This is a genomic window from Hydrocarboniphaga effusa AP103 (assembly GCF_000271305.1).
Taxonomy (GTDB): Bacteria; Pseudomonadota; Gammaproteobacteria; order Nevskiales; family Nevskiaceae; genus Hydrocarboniphaga; species Hydrocarboniphaga effusa.
Genome location: NZ_AKGD01000002.1, coordinates 403,124 through 420,843, shown reverse-complemented (window position 1 = coordinate 420,843; position 17,720 = coordinate 403,124). Strand labels below are relative to the sequence as shown.

13 protein-coding genes are annotated in these 17,720 nt (G+C 65.8%); 9 read left to right on the top strand and 4 right to left on the bottom strand.

Translation table 11 applies throughout. The features are described 5' to 3' along the window. Positions 1-264 precede the first annotated feature (264 nt). From rho to WQQ_RS13265, 7 genes are all read left to right on the top strand, one after another. A complete protein-coding gene (rho, locus tag WQQ_RS13295) occupies positions 265-1,794 on the top strand; it encodes a transcription termination factor Rho (RefSeq protein WP_416187324.1) in 1,530 nt (509 codons plus the stop codon). 230 nt (positions 1,795-2,024) lie between these two features. After that, on the top strand, positions 2,025-2,867 hold the full coding sequence (locus tag WQQ_RS13290; protein ID WP_007185719.1) for a metal-dependent hydrolase: 843 nt from the start codon (positions 2,025-2,027) through the stop codon (positions 2,865-2,867). 116 nt (positions 2,868-2,983) lie between these two features. Continuing rightward, a complete protein-coding gene (locus WQQ_RS13285; RefSeq protein WP_007185718.1) occupies positions 2,984-3,727 on the top strand; it encodes a response regulator in 744 nt (247 codons plus the stop codon). Then, positions 3,724-4,944, top strand: coding sequence for an ATP-binding protein (locus WQQ_RS13280; RefSeq protein WP_007185717.1), 1,221 nt, complete (start codon positions 3,724-3,726; stop codon positions 4,942-4,944). The genes WQQ_RS13285 and WQQ_RS13280 overlap by 4 nt, the downstream gene beginning before the upstream one ends. Before the next feature lie 370 nt (positions 4,945-5,314). Then, entirely contained in the window at positions 5,315-6,391 is a 1,077-nt protein-coding gene (locus WQQ_RS13275) for an NHL repeat-containing protein (RefSeq protein WP_157534685.1), read from the top strand. 46 nt (positions 6,392-6,437) lie between these two features. Then, positions 6,438-7,718, top strand: a complete 1,281-nt coding sequence (locus WQQ_RS24370) for a hypothetical protein (protein WP_007185714.1) — start codon at positions 6,438-6,440, stop codon at positions 7,716-7,718. Next, a complete protein-coding gene (locus WQQ_RS13265) occupies positions 7,708-8,574 on the top strand; it encodes a DUF4382 domain-containing protein (RefSeq protein WP_007185713.1) in 867 nt (288 codons plus the stop codon). Before WQQ_RS24370 ends, WQQ_RS13265 begins: the two co-directional genes overlap by 11 nt. A gap of 39 nt (positions 8,575-8,613) precedes the next feature. On the opposite strand, the gene WQQ_RS13260 is transcribed toward WQQ_RS13265, so the two are convergent. Then, positions 8,614-9,663, bottom strand: a complete 1,050-nt coding sequence (locus tag WQQ_RS13260; RefSeq protein WP_007185712.1) for a Leu/Phe/Val dehydrogenase — start codon at positions 9,661-9,663, stop codon at positions 8,614-8,616. A 210-nt stretch (positions 9,664-9,873) separates the two neighbouring features. Between WQQ_RS13260 and WQQ_RS13255 the strand changes: the two genes are divergently transcribed. Then, positions 9,874-13,239: a transglutaminase family protein gene (locus tag WQQ_RS13255; protein ID WP_040454132.1), complete on the top strand. Its 3,366-nt coding sequence runs from the start codon at positions 9,874-9,876 to the stop codon at positions 13,237-13,239. A gap of 90 nt (positions 13,240-13,329) precedes the next feature. Next, positions 13,330-13,491 (top strand): YqaE/Pmp3 family membrane protein, encoded by a 162-nt coding sequence (locus WQQ_RS13250; protein WP_007185709.1) that lies wholly within the window; start codon positions 13,330-13,332, stop codon positions 13,489-13,491. Positions 13,492-13,542: 51 nt separating this feature from the next. On the opposite strand, the gene WQQ_RS13245 is transcribed toward WQQ_RS13250, so the two are convergent. The 3 genes from WQQ_RS13245 to secA all read right to left on the bottom strand — a co-directional run bounded on the left by WQQ_RS13245 (position 13,543) and on the right by secA (position 17,644). Beyond that, a complete protein-coding gene (locus tag WQQ_RS13245; RefSeq protein WP_007185708.1) occupies positions 13,543-13,929 on the bottom strand; it encodes a hypothetical protein in 387 nt (128 codons plus the stop codon). Positions 13,930-14,045: 116 nt separating this feature from the next. After that, positions 14,046-14,861 (bottom strand): MOSC domain-containing protein, encoded by an 816-nt coding sequence (locus WQQ_RS13240; protein WP_007185707.1) that lies wholly within the window; start codon positions 14,859-14,861, stop codon positions 14,046-14,048. 23 nt (positions 14,862-14,884) lie between these two features. Continuing rightward, the gene (gene secA / locus WQQ_RS13235) at positions 14,885-17,644 is read right to left on the bottom strand and encodes a preprotein translocase subunit SecA (protein ID WP_007185705.1); all 2,760 of its coding nucleotides are present in this window, start codon (positions 17,642-17,644) and stop codon (positions 14,885-14,887) included. Positions 17,645-17,720 lie beyond the last annotated feature (76 nt).

Genomic DNA, 17,720 nt, shown 5'->3' with positions numbered 1-17,720 from the left:
CCCGCAAACCCTCCCGAAAACCAAGAGGGCTTGCCGCTGGATGTCGTGCTGGACGAGCAACAGGGTCAATCGCCGCGAGTCTCGGGCGACGACGACTCCCAGCCGCCGGTGGTGGTGACGATCCAGCCGGAAGCGCAGCCCAGCGCTCCGGTTGGCGATGAGCAGCCGACTCGTGAACAGGAGTCGCGGCCTCGATACGAACGTCAGCCGCAGGAACGGCAGGAGCGTCAGGAACGCGCCGACCAGGACACGTCCGCCGAGCCGTTGATCGTCGATCTGTCCCAGTCGGGTGACGATTCGGGCGAAGACCCTGCCGAAGCCTCGGCTCCGCAGCCCGGCAACTACAACGGTCAGGGGCATCAGCACGGTAACGGTGGCGGCCGCCATCAGAACCATCGGCAGGATCGCAACAACGAGCGTGGTGATCGCGGCGACCGCGGTCACGATCGAAACGGCGATCGCAACAACCAGAACAATCAGCAACGGCACCAGCAGCCCCAACAGCCGCAGCAACCGGCCGAGCCGCCCAAGCTCGTCTACATTCCCGAACTCAAGAAGAAGACCGCGGCCGAGTTGCTCGAACTCGCCGAGTCGCTCGGGCTCGAGAACATCGCCCGCACGCGCAAGCAGGATCTGGTGTTCGCCATCCTGCGCAATGCCGCCAAGCGTGGCGACCACATCATGGCCGACGGCGTGCTCGAGATCATGCAGGACGGCTACGGCTTCCTGCGCGGTCCGGACTCCAGCTATCTGGCCGGCCCGGACGACGTCTATCTGTCGCCCTCGCAGATTCGCCGCTTCAACCTGCGCACGGGCGATTCGATCGCCGGCCGCGTTCGCAGCCCCAAGGACAACGAGCGCTACTTCGCGCTGCTCAAAGTCGACACCATCAACTTCGAGCCGCCGGAAGTCTCCAAGCGCAAGGTCAGCTTCGAAAACCTGACCCCGCTGTTCGCGGACAAGCAGTTCAAGATGGAACGCGGCAACGGCACCACCGAAGACATCACCGCTCGCGTCATCGATATCGTCGCCCCGTTCGGCAAGGGCCAGCGTGGCCTGCTCGTCGCGCCGCCCAAGGCCGGCAAGACGATCATGATGCAGAACATCGCGCAGTCGCTCGCCGCCAATTATCCGGACGTGTATCTGATCGTCCTGCTGATCGACGAGCGTCCGGAAGAAGTCACCGACATGCAGCGCACGGTGCGCGGCGAAGTGGTGGCCTCCACGTTCGACGAGCCTGCCTCGCGTCATGTGCAGGTGGCCGAAATGGTCATCGAGAAGGCCAAGCGCCTCGTCGAGCACAAGCGCGACGTGGTGATCCTGCTCGACTCGCTGACGCGTCTGGCCCGCGCCTACAACACGGTCGCGCCGAGCTCGGGCAAGGTGCTGTCGGGCGGTGTCGACGCCAATGCGCTGCAGAAGCCCAAGCGCTTCTTCGGTGCGGCGCGCAACATCGAGGAAGGCGGCTCGCTGACGATCATCGCCACGGCGCTGGTCGAGACCGGCTCCAAGATGGACGAAGTCATCTACGAAGAGTTCAAGGGTACCGGCAACATGGAGCTGCATCTCGAGCGCCGCATCGCCGAGAAGCGCGTGTTCCCGGCGATCAACATCAACCGCTCGGGCACCCGCAAGGAAGAGCTCATGATGAACGATCGCGATCTCAACAAGGTCTGGATCCTGCGCAAGCTGCTGCATTCGATGGACGAGCTCGCGGCGATGGAGCTGCTCATCGACCGCATGAAGCAGAGCAAGACCAACGAGGCCTTCTTCGATTCGATGAAGCGGAACTAGCGGCGCGAGCCGCGTGCAGGACCCGCATAGCGGGGGATGCCAGCGTCGCGAGTCGACGCCGGCGCGCCACATGAAAGGCCGGAGCCACAAGCTCCGGCCTTTTTGTTGGCGCTTCCATACCGATTACCGCTCCGGGTTTGATCCTCGCGACCCACCTGAAAGTCGCCGCGGCAACTCCCCCGCCAGGTCCTCGGGCGCACACTCGGCCGAGCTTTCAGCCGGAGCCTGCAATGAACGCCTTCAGCGCACCCGAGATCGTCCGCCGAGACCTGCGCATCGATTTCGACGCCGTGCCTCGCCACTGGCATGGCGGTGATGGCCATCGCACGCGGCTGTTCGATGCGCTCTCGCTGTTCTTCCCGGATGGCGAGCGCTTCTTCATCGAAAGCGTGCGCCACTTTCGCGAGCAGCTTCCGCCGCAGAGCGAACTCGCCGGGGAAGTGCGCGGCTTCATCAGCCAGGAGGCGATCCACTCGCGCGAGCACCATCGCTACAACGAGTGGCTCGAGACCCAGGGCGTTCCGGCCGGCCGCCTCGAAGCCCTGGTGCTCGCCCGGCTCGATTTCATCCGCCGCATCACCAAGCCCGAGCACCGGCTCGCGATCACGCTGTGCCTGGAACACTTCACCGCCCTGCTCGCCGACCAGTTGCTGCGCCACGACGAGGTACTGGCCGAAGCTCATCCGCAGATGCGCCGGCTCTGGCGCTGGCATGCGATGGAAGAAACCGAGCACAAGGCCGTGGCCTTCGACGTCTACCAGGCGGTGCTCGGCCGCGGCTGGCGGCCCACGCTGCGCCGCTGCCTGGCGATGCTCGATACCTCGTTCTTCTTCACCTGGTACAGCTGGCGATACCTGATCACGCTCGTGAAGGCCGACGGCCAGGGCCGCAACTGGGGCGGATGGCTGCGCCTGCTGCGTTTCATGTTCGTCAATCCGGGGCCGTTCCTGCGGATTCTGCCGGGCTGGCTGGCCTGGTTTAAGCCCGGCTTCCATCCCTGGCAGCACGACAACCGGCGACTGCTCGAGCGCGCGCGCCAGCAGTACCAGATGACGGCCGGGTCAGTCGGATGAGGGCATCGCGACCACGCAACGCGTACCGGATCGGGCGAATGTAACCAAAGTTTTCGGCAACCGACCGAAGGTAACGTGGTCGAACGGGGACTCAGTCCTCGGCCTATGCTTAGTTCATGACCACCGTGCGCCCTTCCATCATCGTCGTCGACGACGATCGCCAGATCCGCGAACTGCTGGGCCAGGTGCTCGATCAGTACGGCTTTTCCACCCGCCTCGTCGCCGATGGCCGCGAGCTCAACCTCGCCCTCGCCCAGGCGCCAGCCGATCTCATCGTGCTCGATCTCATGCTGCCCGGGGACGATGGGCTGACCATCTGCCGCGAACTGCGCTCGCGCTGCACCACGCCGGTGATCATGCTGACCGCGCGCGGCGAATCGATCGACCGCGTCGTCGGGCTCGAAGTCGGGGCCGACGATTACGTGCCCAAGCCGTTCGACCCGCGCGAGCTCGTCGCCCGTATCCGTACGGTGCTGCGCCGGGCCAGCAGCGGCGCGGCCGCGCCGGCCGCCCCCAACGGCGCCTCCGGCTCGCGTCCACGCGGCTGGCGATTCGACGGCTGGAGCTTCGACGCGGTGCGGCGTGAGTTGCACAACCCGCAAGGCGCGATCGTGCCGCTGTCGAGCCTCGAGTTCCGCCTGCTCGAACTGCTGCTGCAGAACGCCAACCAGGTGCTCAGCCGCGATCGCATCATGGAAGCCACGGTCGGCCGTCCGGCCGATCCGTTCGAGCGCCGCATCGACATCGCCATCTCGCGCCTGCGCGCCCGCCTGGCCGACGACGGTCGCGAACCGCGCCTGATCAAGACCGTGCGCAACCGCGGCTACGTGCTCACGGCCGAGGTCAGCATCGGCGCATGAAGCTTCTGCACTCGCTGCTGCAGCTACCGCGCAAGCTGTACCAGCGCGTACCGCTGTCCTTGCGCGTCGCGTTGCTGATCTCGCCGGTGATCGTCGTCGGCCAGATGATCACGATGATGATCCTGCGCGATGCCCTGCCCGTTTCGGTACTGCGTTCGGGGCTCGATTTCGGGCCGCAGCGTCCGCCGCCGCGCTTCATGCCCGAGCCGGGTTTCGACTATTCGCGACCGTTCGAGGACGAGTTTCTGGGTCCGCGTCCGGAGATGCTGCGCCCCGATCTCAACAACGGCGGCGAGAGCGAGGGCGCGGGCTGGAGACGCGCGCGCGCCGAACGCACGGGAGACGGCCGCCTCACCTTCGGGCCGCAGCGCTGGATACCGCCGTGGCAGTACATCATCGCCATCTTCTTCGTGACCGCGCTGATCGTCTGGGCGGCCGCCTGGTGGCTCATGCGTCCGCTCGCGCGATTGTCGAGCGCAGCCGAGCAACTCGGCCGCAATGTCGAGAGCGAGCCGCTCGCCGAAAGCGGCTCGCCCGAAATCCGCCGCGCCGCTGCAGCGTTCAACCGCATGCAAGATCGCCTGCTGCGCTTTCTGCACGGCCGCGCCGACGCGCTGCTCGCGATGTCGCACGATCTCAAGACGCCGATCACGCGCCTGCAATTGCGCGTGGCCCTGCTGCCCGACGATCTGCAAGGCCCGATCGCCGAAGATGTCGGCACGCTGCAGAAGCGCGTCGAAGAAGCGCTGACCTTCATGCGCGGAACGCACAGTGGCGAGCCGTCGCAGGACGTCGACGTCAACGCGCTCGCGGCGCTCGTCGTCGAGCGCCTGCAGGACACTGGCGCCGACGTCTCGATCGAAGGGCGCGCACGCGCACTGCGCTGCCGCCCCGGACAACTCGAACGCGCGCTTGCCAACGTGCTCGAGAACGCGGTGCGCTATGCAGGCAGCGCCGAACTCACAGTAATCGACGGCACCGACGCGCTCACGCTGCGCGTACGCGATCACGGCCCGGGCATTCCGGATGCGCTGCTCAAGCGCGTCACCGAGCCGTTCTTCCGTGTCGAGAGCAGCCGCAATCGCGACAGTGGCGGCACCGGCCTGGGGCTCGCGATCACCAAGGACCTCGTCGAATCGATGGGGGGCGAGCTGCATTTGCGCAATCATCCGAACGGTGGCCTGGAAGTCGACCTCGTCGTGCCTCGCATCAGCTGATTCGCACGTCACCAGCCTCGAGCCCGCGCAGCGCAAGCAGGCTGCCATGCGGGGCTTCGTATCAAAGTCGTTACGGCCCGCAAGCCTTGCGGCGTGCACGCCTCTTCGACGACGACGTCACATTGATACGGCCCGTCACTCGGCGCTTTAACAACGTTACCGCAGGTTGCATACGCGTAACCCTTGTTGAATCGACGCTCTTCTAGTCTTGGCCTCATCACCGGTTTCTCCGGCGACGTTCCCAAAACAAAAGAGAGCTCCCTCGATGCCATCCGCTTTTTTGCGACTGTGTCGCACCGCCGCCGTTTCCTCATGCCTGGCACTGGCCTTGTCCGCTTGCGGCAGCAGCAGCTCCGATGACGACAGCGACATGCCCGAAGCTTTCTCGGTGGTCGGCCAGGCCAGCTTCACGAGCTCCGCATCGAATGCCGGCAGCTCGGTCAATGCACTCGGCGTCGCGCAGCCGCTCGGCGGCATCGCAACCAACGGCACGCTGTTCTACGTCGCCGACTACGGCAACCATCGCATCCTCGGCTGGAACAGCATCCCGAGCACGCTGTCGAAGGCGCCCGATTTCGTCATCGGCCAGAGCGATTTCACGAGTAATTCTTCCGGCACCACCGCGAGCAAGCTCGCGCTGCCGGCAAGCGTTTCGATCACCGACACGCGCCTGGTCGTCGCCGATGCGGGCAACAATCGCGTGCTGATCTGGAACAGCCTGCCGACGTCGAACGTCGCGCCCGACGTGGTCGTCGGCCAGAGCGATTTCACGAGCGACGATCCGGGCACCACGGCGAGCCAGCTGAGCTTTCCGGTGTCGGCCAGCATCGCCAACAACCGGCTGTTCGTCGTCGATCAGTACAACAACCGCGTGCTGATCTGGAACTCGGTTCCGGATACGGCCGGCGTCGCGGCGAGCGTCGTGCTCGGCCAGATCGATTTCACCAGCAGCACCGCCGGCGACGAAGAAGACGGCCTGACCAATCCGGCCAGCCTGTGGACCGACGGCATTCAATTGCTCGTCGCGGACAGCGGCAACAACCGCGTGATGTACTGGTCTTCGATTCCGCGCAGCAGCGGCGCCGATGCGACCTACGTGATCGGCCAGACCGACTTCTCGCGCACGAGCGCCGGCGTCGGCCAGAGCTCGCTGCGCACGCCTTACGGCATCACCTCGGACGGCACGCGCATCTACATCGCCGATGCGGGCAACAACCGCATCATCGAATTCGATTCGTTCCCGATCGCCAACGGTCCGAGCGCCTTGTCGATGTACGGACAGGACTCGTGGAGCGCGCGCACCGCGAACGACGACGATCAGGATGGCGCCACCGACGATACGCCGAGCGCGCGCACGCTGAGCTCGCCGACCGGCGCCGCGTACTACAACGGCGTGCTGTACGTGACCGATCGCAGCAACCACCGCGTGCTGTTCTTCCCGGATTGATCGGCGCGAGGACCACATACCGAACGCACGCAGCCGATAGGCTCCAATGAAAATCAATCTTCGATTCGCGCCGGTCGCACTGGCGCTGTCGGTGGCGGCTGCGCTGCTGTTCGGCTGCTCGAAAGACATCGTCGGTGAAGGCCAGAAGCCCACGCGCATGTATCTCGGCGTGAGCACCGAAGAGGAAGCCACGCAGATGGCCGAGTGCACGAGTGCGCAGATGAATGCATACGTCGTGTTCGACGGCGACAACGGCGAAAGCATCGGCACCTACAACGATCGCGCGCAGTGGTCGTCGGACAATCCGTCGGTGGTGCTGGTCAGCGATGGCGTCACCGCGAGCCCCGATGGAACCGTCTACACGGTCGGCACCATCGTCGGCCTGCGGCCCGGCGTCGCGACGATCTCGGCAAGCTATCTCGACTTCCACGCCGCGATCACGGTGGACGTCAGCGAGATGAGCGGCCTGCGCATCGATTCCGACCTGACCGACATCGGCGCCCAGCTCGACCAGGCCTTCGTGCTCAAGGCCGTTCTGAGCGAAGGCAGCCCCGAGCAGGACATCACCACCTCGGCCGCGTGGCGTTTCGATCCGGCAACCTCGCAGGCTTACGTCGACAGCGCAACCGGCCTCGTCCATGCGAACTCGGAAACCGGCGGCCAGAACCTGCGCCTGGTCGCCCGCTTGCCCGAATGCGATCGCGAGGTCAGCACGAGCTTTCGCGTGTCGCCCGTGCAGGCGCTGCAGATCGATTACGAGCGTGGAGCCGATGTCGTCGCCTTGCCCGAGGGATTCTCCGAATCGTTCACGGTCTACGCGAGCTTTGCCGACACCTCCGCTCCGCGCCAGAACGTGACGACGCAGATGACGGTCGACGAGATCGACGACGACTACATCGCCGCCACGCTCGGCGAAGACGCCTACTACGTGACGGCGGACGATCGCGTCGGCAGTGGCAGGCTCGAACTCTCGCTGGATCCGCTCGACCTCAAGATCACCACCAAGAGCTGGCAGGTGCAGGACAGTACGCTGATCGATTTGCAGCTCACACCCGACGACCTGCGCATCACGTATCCGGATACCGGACAGCTCATCGCCACCGGCACCTTCGACAACGGCCTGGTGATGCCGGTGACGCGCCACGTGAGCTTCACGAGCGCCGATGCCGAGGTGCTTACGGTCGGCGGCGGCAACGACACCGCGGGTGAAGTCACCACGACCAATACCGACGCCAACGTCGAGGTCAGCGCGTCGATCACCGTCGACGACGACACCTACGAGGACAGCGTCACCGTGCGCTCCTATGCGAACCGATATGCGAACTGAAAGATTCTGCGCACTGTCCCTCGTCGGCGCTCTGCTGTGCGGCTGCGAAGCCTCCACGAGCATCGATTTCGCGAGCGCCGGCTATGCGCAGGCCGACCAGATCATGCTCGCGGTGGAGGGCGTCGATCTGCTCGACGACGGCGGCAGCGAGCACGAGCTCGATTCGGATGCCGACTCGAGTTTCGATGCGCTCGACTACAGCAATACCGATACCCTGCAGCTCGTCGACGGCACCGATGTCGCGCAAGGCCGCTATACCGGACTGCGGCTGCGCTTTTCGAACGAAGGCTCGGCCCTGTACACGAGCGACGGCGCGGCGTATCCGATCGACATCGGCAGCAACCTGACGTTCGCCGACATGGACATGGATCTCGACGAAGGCGAGAGCGGATCGCGCCTCGTGATCTTCGAGCCGCGCTTCTCGCTGCAGGCTTCGACCACCACCGACGGGCATTACACGCTGACGCCGGTGCTGCGCGTGGTGCATCCCGATCGCGCCGCGAGCATCACCGGCAGCGTCGACGACGAGCTCGTGCGCTCCAGCGCCTGCCGGCAGAGCCGCACGCTCGGCAGCGGCGTGGCCGTCTACGCCTTCGTCGGCGCCAACGTCACACCTCAGGACTATCAGCGCAGCTCGGGCGCAAGCCCGGTGGCCGCGGCCGACGTGAAGACTGGGGACGACGGCGCAAGCTTCTACTACGACTTTCCGTATCTGACCGCCGGCACCTACACGCTCGCGGTGACCTGCAACGCAGACAGCGAAAACCCGGGCCGCAACGATGGCCTGGGCTTCCTCGCGCAGAGCTCGGTGACGGTCGAGGAGAACGAGTCGCAGACGGTGAACCTGGCGGAGTAGGTTCGCCGGAACGCGACAAAAAGGCGCGCCACGCCGCGCTCAAGCCGCGAAGATGTCCTCGGCCATGCGATCGGCGATCACGCCGGTCGGCAAGCCTTCCGCGTCCGAGCGCTCGAACACGCGCGCGAGCGTGTCGCCGATGCGATGCAGATGGGCGTCTACGACGCTCCAGTCGTAGTTCGCGCCTTCGTAGTAGATGTCGATGATGCCGCCCGCGTTGATCACGTAGTCGGGCGCGTAGAGCACGCCGCGTTCGAGCAAGGCCTGGCCGTGATAGTGAGCCGCGAGCTGGTTGTTCGCCGCGCCCGCGACGATGCCGGCCCTGAGCTGCGGAATGCTCGCGTCGTCGAGAATCGCGCCGAGCGCACACGGGGCGAACACGTCGACGTCGAGCCCGTAGATCGACTCCATGACCACCGGGTGCGCGCCGTAGGCGGCGATGCAGGATTCGACCGCCGGCGCGTAGCTGTCGGTGACCCACAACTGGGCCCCCGCTGCGTGCAGATGGCCGGCGAGCCGGAAGCCGACGTTGCCGACGCCCTGGATCGCGACGCGCAGGCCGTTCAAGTCGTCGCGCCCGAGCTTGTGCCTGACCGCGGCCTGGATGCCGTAGAACACTCCGAGCGCGGTCGCCGGCGAAGGGTCGCCCGTGCGTCCGGCCGCCGTCGCCGCCGCATCGGCGAGCCCACCGACGTGGCGCGTGCGCTCGGCCATCAGGTGAATGTCCGCGACATTGGTGCCCGAATCCTCCGCCACCACGTACTGGCCGCCCAGGGTTTCGACGAAGCGGCCCATCGCCCGCATCATTTCGGGCGTCTTGGCCACGCGCGGGTCGCCGATGATCACTGACTTGCCGCCGCCCTGCTTCAAGCCTGCGAGCGCCGCCTTGTAGGTCATGCCGCGCGACAGGCGCAGCACGTCGGTCAGCGCCGCCTCGTCGCTCGCATATGGATACATGCGGCAACCGCCGAGGCCGGGGCCGAGCCGGGTGTTGTGGACCGCGATCAGGGCTTTGAGCCCGGTATGGCGATCGTGGTGGAAAGCCACGATCTCGTGGGCATCGAATTCGGGGTGGTTGAAGACGGGCATCGGCGGCACTCCGGCTGGCGAATCCGCACCGGGCTGCGATGCGACGATTTTTGCTTATTGTACCCGTGGCTTACGGACCTCCCGAACGCGGAGTCCGCCCGCCCTGAAACCGGGAGAGAACATCGATGCAAAGGCATTTCGTATGATGTCGACCGCGAGCCCAGCCCGCGCCCTCCGCTCGCCCGGCCGCCCCGCCAGCCTCCTCGCCCAATGACTCTCCACGCAGCCCTGTTCCACCAGACGGTCTACCGCTACGACCGCCCCGTCACGTTGTCGCCGCAGATCATCCGTCTGCGTCCGGCTCCGCATTCGCGGACCAACGTGCTGAGCTATTCGCTGCGCATCGAGCCCGAGCCGCACTTCATCAACTGGCAGCAGGATTCGTTCGCCAACTGGCTCGCCCGCGTGGTGTTCCCGGAGGACGTTCGCGAGTTCAAGGTCACGGTCGACCTGATCGCCGACATGGCGATCTACAACCCGTTCGACTTTTTCGTCGAGCCGGAGGCCGAGAATTTCCCGTTCGCCTACACCGATACGCAGAAGGAAGAGCTCAAGCTCTACCTGCGCACCGACGAGCTCACGCCGCGGCTCGCCGCTTTCGTGTCGTCGATCGACCTCACCGAGCAGCGTTCGGTGGATTTCGTTGTCGGCCTGAACCAGCGCATCCAGAACATGGTGCGCTACCTGATCCGCATGGAACCCGGCGTGCAGACGCCGGAGCAGACGCTGGAGCTCGCCTCGGGCTCCTGCCGCGATTCGGCCTGGCTGCTCGTGCAAACCCTGCGCCACCTGGGCCTGGCCGCGCGCTTCTGCTCGGGCTACCTGGTCCAGCTCACGCCCGACGTGAAATCGCTCGACGGCCCTTCGGGCACCGAAGTCGATTTCACCGACCTGCACGCCTGGTGCGAGGTCTACCTGCCGGGCGCCGGCTGGATCGGCCTCGATCCAACCTCGGGTCTGCTGACTGGCGAAGGGCATATCCCGCTCTGCGCCACGCCCGAGCCTTCGAGCGCGGCCCCGATCACCGGCTCCATGTCCTACGCCACCAACGGCGAGGACGACGAGCTCGAGACCGATTTCGGCCACGAAATGAAGGTCACGCGCCTGCTCGAATCGGCGCGCGTGACCAAGCCGTACACCGAGCAGCAGTGGGCCGACATCGATGCGCTCGGCCACTCGGTCGACCAGAAGATCACCGTCGGCGATATCCGCCTGACCATGGGCGGCGAGCCCACCTTCATCTCGATCGACGATCGCCAGGGCGCCGAGTGGAACACCGCCGCGGTCGGCCCGATGAAGCAGGGACTGGCGAACACGCTGATCAAGCGCCTGCGTGATCGCTTCGCGCCCAACGGCCTGCTGACCTACGGACAGGGCAAGTGGTATCCGGGCGAACAGTTGCCGCGCTGGGCTTATGGGCTGTACTGGCGAGGCGACGGCAAGCCGATCGTGCGCACCGATCTTTCCGAAGGCTCGGCCACACCGACGCCCGAGCTCGCCGGTGCGCTGCTGCGCGGCATCGCCAAGCGCCTGGAAGTCGATCCGGACAACGCCCTGCCGGCCTTCGAGGACGCCTTCTACTACCTGCACCGCGAAGGCCGGCTGCCCGACAACGTCACCACCGCCGACAGCAAGCTCAAGGACGCCGAAGAGCGCGCCCGCATCGCCAAGACCTTTTCGCGCGGGCTCGACAAGCCCAAGGGGTATGCGCTGCCGATCCAGCGCTGGCAATCGCGCGCCTGGATGTCCGAGCGCTGGAGCTTCCGCAACGGCCGCATGTACCTGATCCCGGGCGACTCGCCGGTGGGCTTCCGCCTGCCGCTCGATTCCCTGCCCTGGCTGCCGGCGAGTGTTTACCCGCACGTGATTCCCTACGATCCAATGCGCGTGACCGAACCGCTGCCGACGCAGCCCGATGCGCGTCGCCAGCCGTTCCTGCAGGCGCCGATCACCGAGCAGGAGCAGCGCCGGCGCGAGCGCCAGCAGAAGCTCACGGCCGAGCGCGAGCAGCCGCAGCCCAAGCTGCGCGGCAGCTATCTGCAGGGCGGCAACGTGCGCACCGCGATGGCGGCCGAGCCCAAGGACGGCTACCTGTGCGTGTTCATGCCGCCCACCAGCGGCATCGAGGACTATCTGGAACTCGTCAACGCAGTCGAAGACACCGCCGCCGAGCTCGACGTGCCGGTGCGCATCGAGGGCTATTCGCCGCCCACGGACTCGCGCCTCAATGTGCTCAAGGTCACGCCCGATCCGGGCGTGATCGAGGTGAACATCCACCCTGCGCACAACTGGGAAGAATTGCGCGACACCACGCTCGCGATCTACGAGGAAGCCCGGCTTGCGCGCCTCGACACCGAGAAGTACCTGATCGACGGCCGCGCGGTCGGCAGCGGCGGCGGCAACCACTTCGTCGTCGGTGGCGCGACGCCGGCCGACTCGCCGTTCCTGCGCCGGCCCGACCTGCTCGGCTCGCTGGTGCGCTACTGGCAGAACCATCCGGCGCTGTCCTATCTGTTCAGCGGCCTGTTCATCGGCAGCACCTCGCAGCATCCGCGCATCGACGAGGCGCAGGATTCGCTGCTCTACGACGTCGAGATCGCCCTATCCGAACTGCCCGAGCCCGGCCAGCAGGTGCCGCTCTGGCTGGTCGACCGCATCCTGCGCAACCTGCTCGTCGACGTCACCGGCAACACGCACCGCACCGAAATCTCGATCGACAAGCTGTACTCGCCCGACGGCCCGACCGGCCGCCTCGGCCTGGTCGAGTTCCGCGCCTTCGAAATGCCGCCGCATCCGCGCATGAGCCTGGTGCAGCAGCTCATGCTGCGCGCGCTGATCGCCTGGTTCTGGGAAAAGCCCTACACGCGTCCGCTGGTTCGCTGGGGCACGCGCCTGCACGACCAGTTCATGCTGCCGCATTACTGCTGGCAGGACTTTCGCGACGTACTGTTGGACCTGCGCAACGCCGGCTTCAAGTTCAAGGACGAGTGGTTTTTGCCGCACTTCGAATTCCGCTTCCCTCTGCACGGCACGCTCCTGTACGAGGGCATCGAAATCGAGCTGCGCCACGCACTCGAGCCCTGGCCGGTGCTCGGAGAGGAAGCGGCCGTCGGCGGCACCTCGCGCTTTGTCGATTCGTCACTCGAGCGCATGCAGATCAAGGCGCGCGGACTCACGCCGGGCCGGCATTTCGTCACCGTCGGCGGACGTCGTCTGCCACTTCGCGAAACACGCTCCTCCGGAGGCGTGCGCGACGAGTTCGTCGCGGGCCTGCGCTATCGCGCCTGGCAGCCATCGGCCTGCCTGCATCCGACCATCGGCGTGCACACGCCGCTGGTGTTCGATCTCTACGACGACTGGAACAAGCGTGCGGTTGCGGGCTGCACCTACCACGTCATGCATCCGGCGGGCCGCAATTACGAGACCTTCCCGGTCAACAGCTACGAAGCCGAAGCCCGGCGCCTGTCGCGCTTCGCTCCGTTTGGCCACACGCCGTCGGTTTACTGGCCACCGCAGGAGCTGCCGAATCCGGACTATCCGTGCACGCTCGATCTGCGGCGCAAGCCGCTGCGCTGACTGTTCACCAACGAACAGCGGGAATAAAGCCAATGTTCATTGCGGCGATTTAACGTGCAGAAAACCTACCGCAGCCGCGAGGAGAAACACATGGACGTCGTTCGCATCCTGCTGGCCATTCTGCTCCCACCGCTCGGCGTGTTCCTGCAAGTGGGCCTGGGCCTGCAGTTCTGGCTCAACATCCTGCTGACACTGCTCGGCTACGTGCCGGGCATCATCCATGCGATTTACATCATCGTCACGCGCGACTGAAAGAGCGGCGCCTTGCGCTGTTGGGACGCAAGCTGCCGCTCTCGCGGGCACTCACATGTCGAGCGTAAATCCCGTGCGGGCTTCCCGATTGACCGTCACCTCGACTTCATAGACGCCCGCCTGCAGCGTCAGCGAGCCGTGCAGCTGCTCGGGACGCGACTGTGGATGGTGGTCATGAGCGAGCAACAGCTCGCTGGGTTGCCAGCCGGCATGCTGCATTTTTGGCGCATGCAGTGGATGGAAGCCGACCGACACTTCAGCGTCGAGCAGCGGCTCGCCGTTGCGCATGACGATGGCACTGACACAACGGACATCGCGGCGCGAGGCCTTGACCGGCTGGTCGGCAATCTCGAGCGCAACGGTGTAACGCGTTCCGCTGGTCTCACCGGTTTCCCCGACAAAGAAGCGCGGCGTCGCGACACTGGGAATATTCGACATGACTCAACCTCCATCGGCGACAGAACTCAAGTGAGCTCGATGAGAGTGTTGTCGGCAGCGCTAACGCCTGGCTTTAGTTTCGCGATCGGCGGTGCAGGTTGATCGCCGGAAGGTGATCAGGCGATCACTTCCACCTGATCGCCGACGCGCAGTCGGCCGGCGCCCCGTGCGATGACGTTCTGTCCGAAGATCACGCCTTTTTCACGGCGTCGATACTGGGCGAGCGTGCGCAGCGGTTCTCCGCTCGGGTCGAGCGTGCCGGTTTCCGGCATCACGGTCGTGAAACCACAGCGCGTGCACGGTTTGACGAGTTCGAATTCGATGCCGCCGATGCGCATGCGACGCCAGCCGTCCTCGGCATGTTCGGGCACGCCGTCGACGACCAGGTTTGGGCGAAAGCGCAGCATCGGCACCGGCTTCTGCAGCTTCGCATTGAGTCCGTCGAGCGAGGCCTGCGAGATCAGCAGCAGCGGATAGGCATCGGCGAAGCTGACCTCGTCGCCCGCACGCGGACGCGACGGGTCGCCCGGCTCCGCGATCGGACGAGAGCTGCGCGCATCCATGTGCACGAGCCGGGCATCGTATTGCAGGAAGCGCGATACCCAGATATCGACGTCGAGCCGGCTGAGCTGGGCTTCGACCGTACTTTTCCAGACCGTTACCGACATGCGCGGCGCAGACGGCGGGGGCCAGCCGGCGATGATCTCGGGCATGCCCGGGGCGCGCAAACGCAGACCGTGAGGACCGGGTTCGACCCGAATCAGCACCAGGCGCGGCACTTCACGCCCGGTAATGAAACGGCCCTGCGCGTCGACGATCATCCAGCGGCGATCGTGTGCAAGGCCCCGGGGCTCGACCACTGCCTGCGACGGCGACAGGGCCGCGCAGGACTTGATCGGATACAGATGCAGGCCGGTCAGCGTGATCGGCATCGGCGCCGGCCTTGCGGTGTGGTTTAGATCAGCGCGCCGTGGCAGTTCTTGAACTTCTTGCCCGAGCCGCAGGGGCAAGGATCGTTTCGGCCGACCTTGCGATCTTCGCGCACGAAGGTCTCCGGACGCGCGGCCGGCGGCGGCGCTTCGGCCAGGCGACGCGGCGCAGCAGCGGCGGGCGGCACGGGCGGCGCTTCGGGCTCGCTGAGCGCATCGGGCGCTTCGGCGTGCTGGAACTGCATCGGTCGCGCTTCCTGCTGCTGGCGACGCTGCTCTTCGATCGCGGCGACTTCTTCTTCGGTCTGCAATTGCACGCGCGCGAGCGTCGAGATCACCTCGTGCTTGAAGCGGGCGAGCACGTCGTTGAACATCGTGAAGGCTTCGCGCTTGTACTCCTGCTTGGGGTCCTTCTGCGCGTAGCCACGCAGGTGGATGCCCTGGCGCAGATAGTCCATCGCGGCCAGATGCTCGCGCCAGAAATTGTCGAGCACCTGCAGCGAAATCGCCTTTTCGAAGTGCTCGAGCGGCGCGGTGCCGATCTTCTCCTTCTTCTCGTTGTAGGCGTTGGCGACCGCGTCGACGATGCGCTGGCGCAAGCCGCGCTCGTCGAGATTCTTCTCGTCTTCGAGCCACTTGGCGACCGGCAGGCTCAGCGCGAAGTCTTTGCGCAGCGCTTCCTCGAGGCCCGGCACGTTCCACTGATCCTCGATCGACTGCGCCGGAATGTAGGCGTCGATCACCGCGGCGACCACGTCTTCGCGAATCTCGTCGATCATCGGCGTCACGCGCTCTGCGCCCATGAGTTCGTCGCGCAGCTCGTAGACGGCCTTGCGCTGGTCGTTGGCGACGTTGTCGTATTCGAGCAGGTTCTTGCGGATGTCGAAGTTGTGCGCTTCGACCTTGCGCTGCGCGGTTTCGATTGCGCGCGTAACCCAGCGATGCTCGATCGCCTCGCCCTTCTCCATGCCCATGCCCTTGAGCATCTGGCGCATGCGCGGCGGCGTGAAGATGCGCATGAGCTGATCGTCGAGCGACAGGTAAAAACGCGTCGCGCCCGGATCGCCCTGGCGGCCCGAACGGCCGCGCAGCTGGTTGTCGATGCGCCGCGATTCGTGACGCTCGGAGCCGATCACGAGCAGGCCGCCGGCGGCGAGCACCTCGTCGTGCGCCTGCTGCCATTCGGCCTTCGCGGCCGCGCGTGCAGCCGTGTCTTCGGGCTCGATCGCGTGCAGCGCGGCCTCGAGCGAACCGCCGAGCACGATGTCGGTACCGCGGCCGGCCATGTTGGTCGCGATCGTCACCGCGCCGCGGCGACCCGCCTGCGCGACGATGTCGGCCTCGCGCTCGTGCTGCTTGGCGTTGAGCACCTCGTGCGCGATGTTCTCTTTCTGCAGCAGGCCCGACAGCAGTTCGGAGGTCTCGATGCTCGCGGTGCCGACCAGCGCGGGCTGGCCCTTGGCGTGCGCTTCCTTGATGTCGTGGATGACCGCGGCGAACTTCTCGTCGGCGGTCATGAACACCTGGTCGCCGCGGTCGATGCGGACCATCGGGCGATTGGTCGGAATCACCACGACTTCGAGGTTGTAGATGCTCTGGAACTCGAAGGCCTCGGTGTCGGCCGTGCCGGTCATGCCGGACAGCTTGTTGTAGAGGCGGAAGTAGTTCTGGAAGGTGATGCTCGCCAGCGTCTGGTTCTCTTGCTGGATCTGCACGCCTTCCTTGGCCTCGATGGCCTGGTGCAGGCCATCGCTCCAGCGCCGGCCCGGCATCATGCGGCCGGTGAATTCGTCGACGATCACCACCTGCCCGCCGCGCACGATGTACTCGACATCCTTGCGATAGAGGTTGTGCGCGCGCAACAGCGCATTGAGGTGATGCACGAGGATGATGTTGGAGGCGTCGTAGAGGCTGTCCTCGTCGGACAGCAGTCCGGCCTGGCGCATGGCCTGCTCGACGTGCTCGTGCCCTTCTTCGGACAGGTGCACCTGCTTGGACTTCTCGTCGGCCCAGAAATCGCCCGGACCGTCCTCTTCTTCCTGGCGCTTGAGGCGCGTTACGAAGGCGTTGATCTTGCGATACAGCTCGGGATCGTCGTCGGTCGGGCCCGAGATGATCAGCGGCGTACGCGCTTCGTCGATCAGGATCGAGTCGACTTCGTCGACGATCGCGTAATACTGGCCGCGCTGCACCTTGTCGCCGAGCGCGAAGGCCATGTTGTCGCGCAGGTAATCGAAGCCGAGCTCGTTGTTGGTCGCGTAGGTGATGTCGGCCGCGTAGGCGGCGCGCTTCTCGGCAGTCGACTGGCCCGAGGTGATCACGCCGGTCGACAGGCCCAGGAAGCGGAAGATGCGGCCCATCCACTCGGCGTCGCGGCGCGCGAGGTAATCGTTGACGGTGACCACGTGCACGCCCTTGCCGGGCAGCGCGTTGAGATAGGCCGGCAGCGTCGCCATCAGCGTCTTGCCTTCACCGGTGCGCATTTCGGCGATCTTGCCGTCGTGCAGCACGGCGCCGCCGATCAGCTGGACGTCGAAGTGGCGCATGCCCATGACGCGCTTGCCGGCCTCGCGCACGGTGGCGAAGGCTTCGGCGCGGATCGAGTCGAGCGATTCACCCTTGGCAAGGCGCTCGCGGAACAGCACGGTCTGGTTGGCCAGGGCGTCGTCGCTGAGCGCGGCGATCTTGGTTTCCAGCGCGCCGACGGATTTCACCAGTCCCTGCAGGCTGCTGACGATGCGTTGATTGCGGCTCCCGAAAATGCGAGCCAGCCAGCTGTTCACCATAAGTGTCTGATCCGTGAGGCCGCATCTAGCGGCGGCATGAGATTGCGTCGGGGCGGTCCCGAAGCCGCCTATTATG

Coding starts and splice junctions, on each gene's coding strand:
- WQQ_RS13290 (WP_007185719.1), top strand. CDS start 2,025: ATGAACGCCTTCAGCGCACCCGAGATCGTCCGCCGAGACCTGCGCATC.
- WQQ_RS13285 (WP_007185718.1), top strand. CDS start 2,984: ATGACCACCGTGCGCCCTTCCATCATCGTCGTCGACGACGATCGCCAG.
- WQQ_RS13280 (WP_007185717.1), top strand. CDS start 3,724: ATGAAGCTTCTGCACTCGCTGCTGCAGCTACCGCGCAAGCTGTACCAG.
- WQQ_RS13275 (WP_157534685.1), top strand. CDS start 5,315: ATGCCCGAAGCTTTCTCGGTGGTCGGCCAGGCCAGCTTCACGAGCTCC.
- WQQ_RS24370 (WP_007185714.1), top strand. CDS start 6,438: ATGAAAATCAATCTTCGATTCGCGCCGGTCGCACTGGCGCTGTCGGTG.
- WQQ_RS13265 (WP_007185713.1), top strand. CDS start 7,708: ATGCGAACTGAAAGATTCTGCGCACTGTCCCTCGTCGGCGCTCTGCTG.
- WQQ_RS13260 (WP_007185712.1), bottom strand. CDS start 9,663: ATGCCCGTCTTCAACCACCCCGAATTCGATGCCCACGAGATCGTGGCT.
- WQQ_RS13255 (WP_040454132.1), top strand. CDS start 9,874: ATGACTCTCCACGCAGCCCTGTTCCACCAGACGGTCTACCGCTACGAC.
- WQQ_RS13250 (WP_007185709.1), top strand. CDS start 13,330: ATGGACGTCGTTCGCATCCTGCTGGCCATTCTGCTCCCACCGCTCGGC.
- WQQ_RS13245 (WP_007185708.1), bottom strand. CDS start 13,929: ATGTCGAATATTCCCAGTGTCGCGACGCCGCGCTTCTTTGTCGGGGAA.
- WQQ_RS13240 (WP_007185707.1), bottom strand. CDS start 14,861: ATGCCGATCACGCTGACCGGCCTGCATCTGTATCCGATCAAGTCCTGC.
- secA (WP_007185705.1), bottom strand. CDS start 17,644: ATGGTGAACAGCTGGCTGGCTCGCATTTTCGGGAGCCGCAATCAACGC.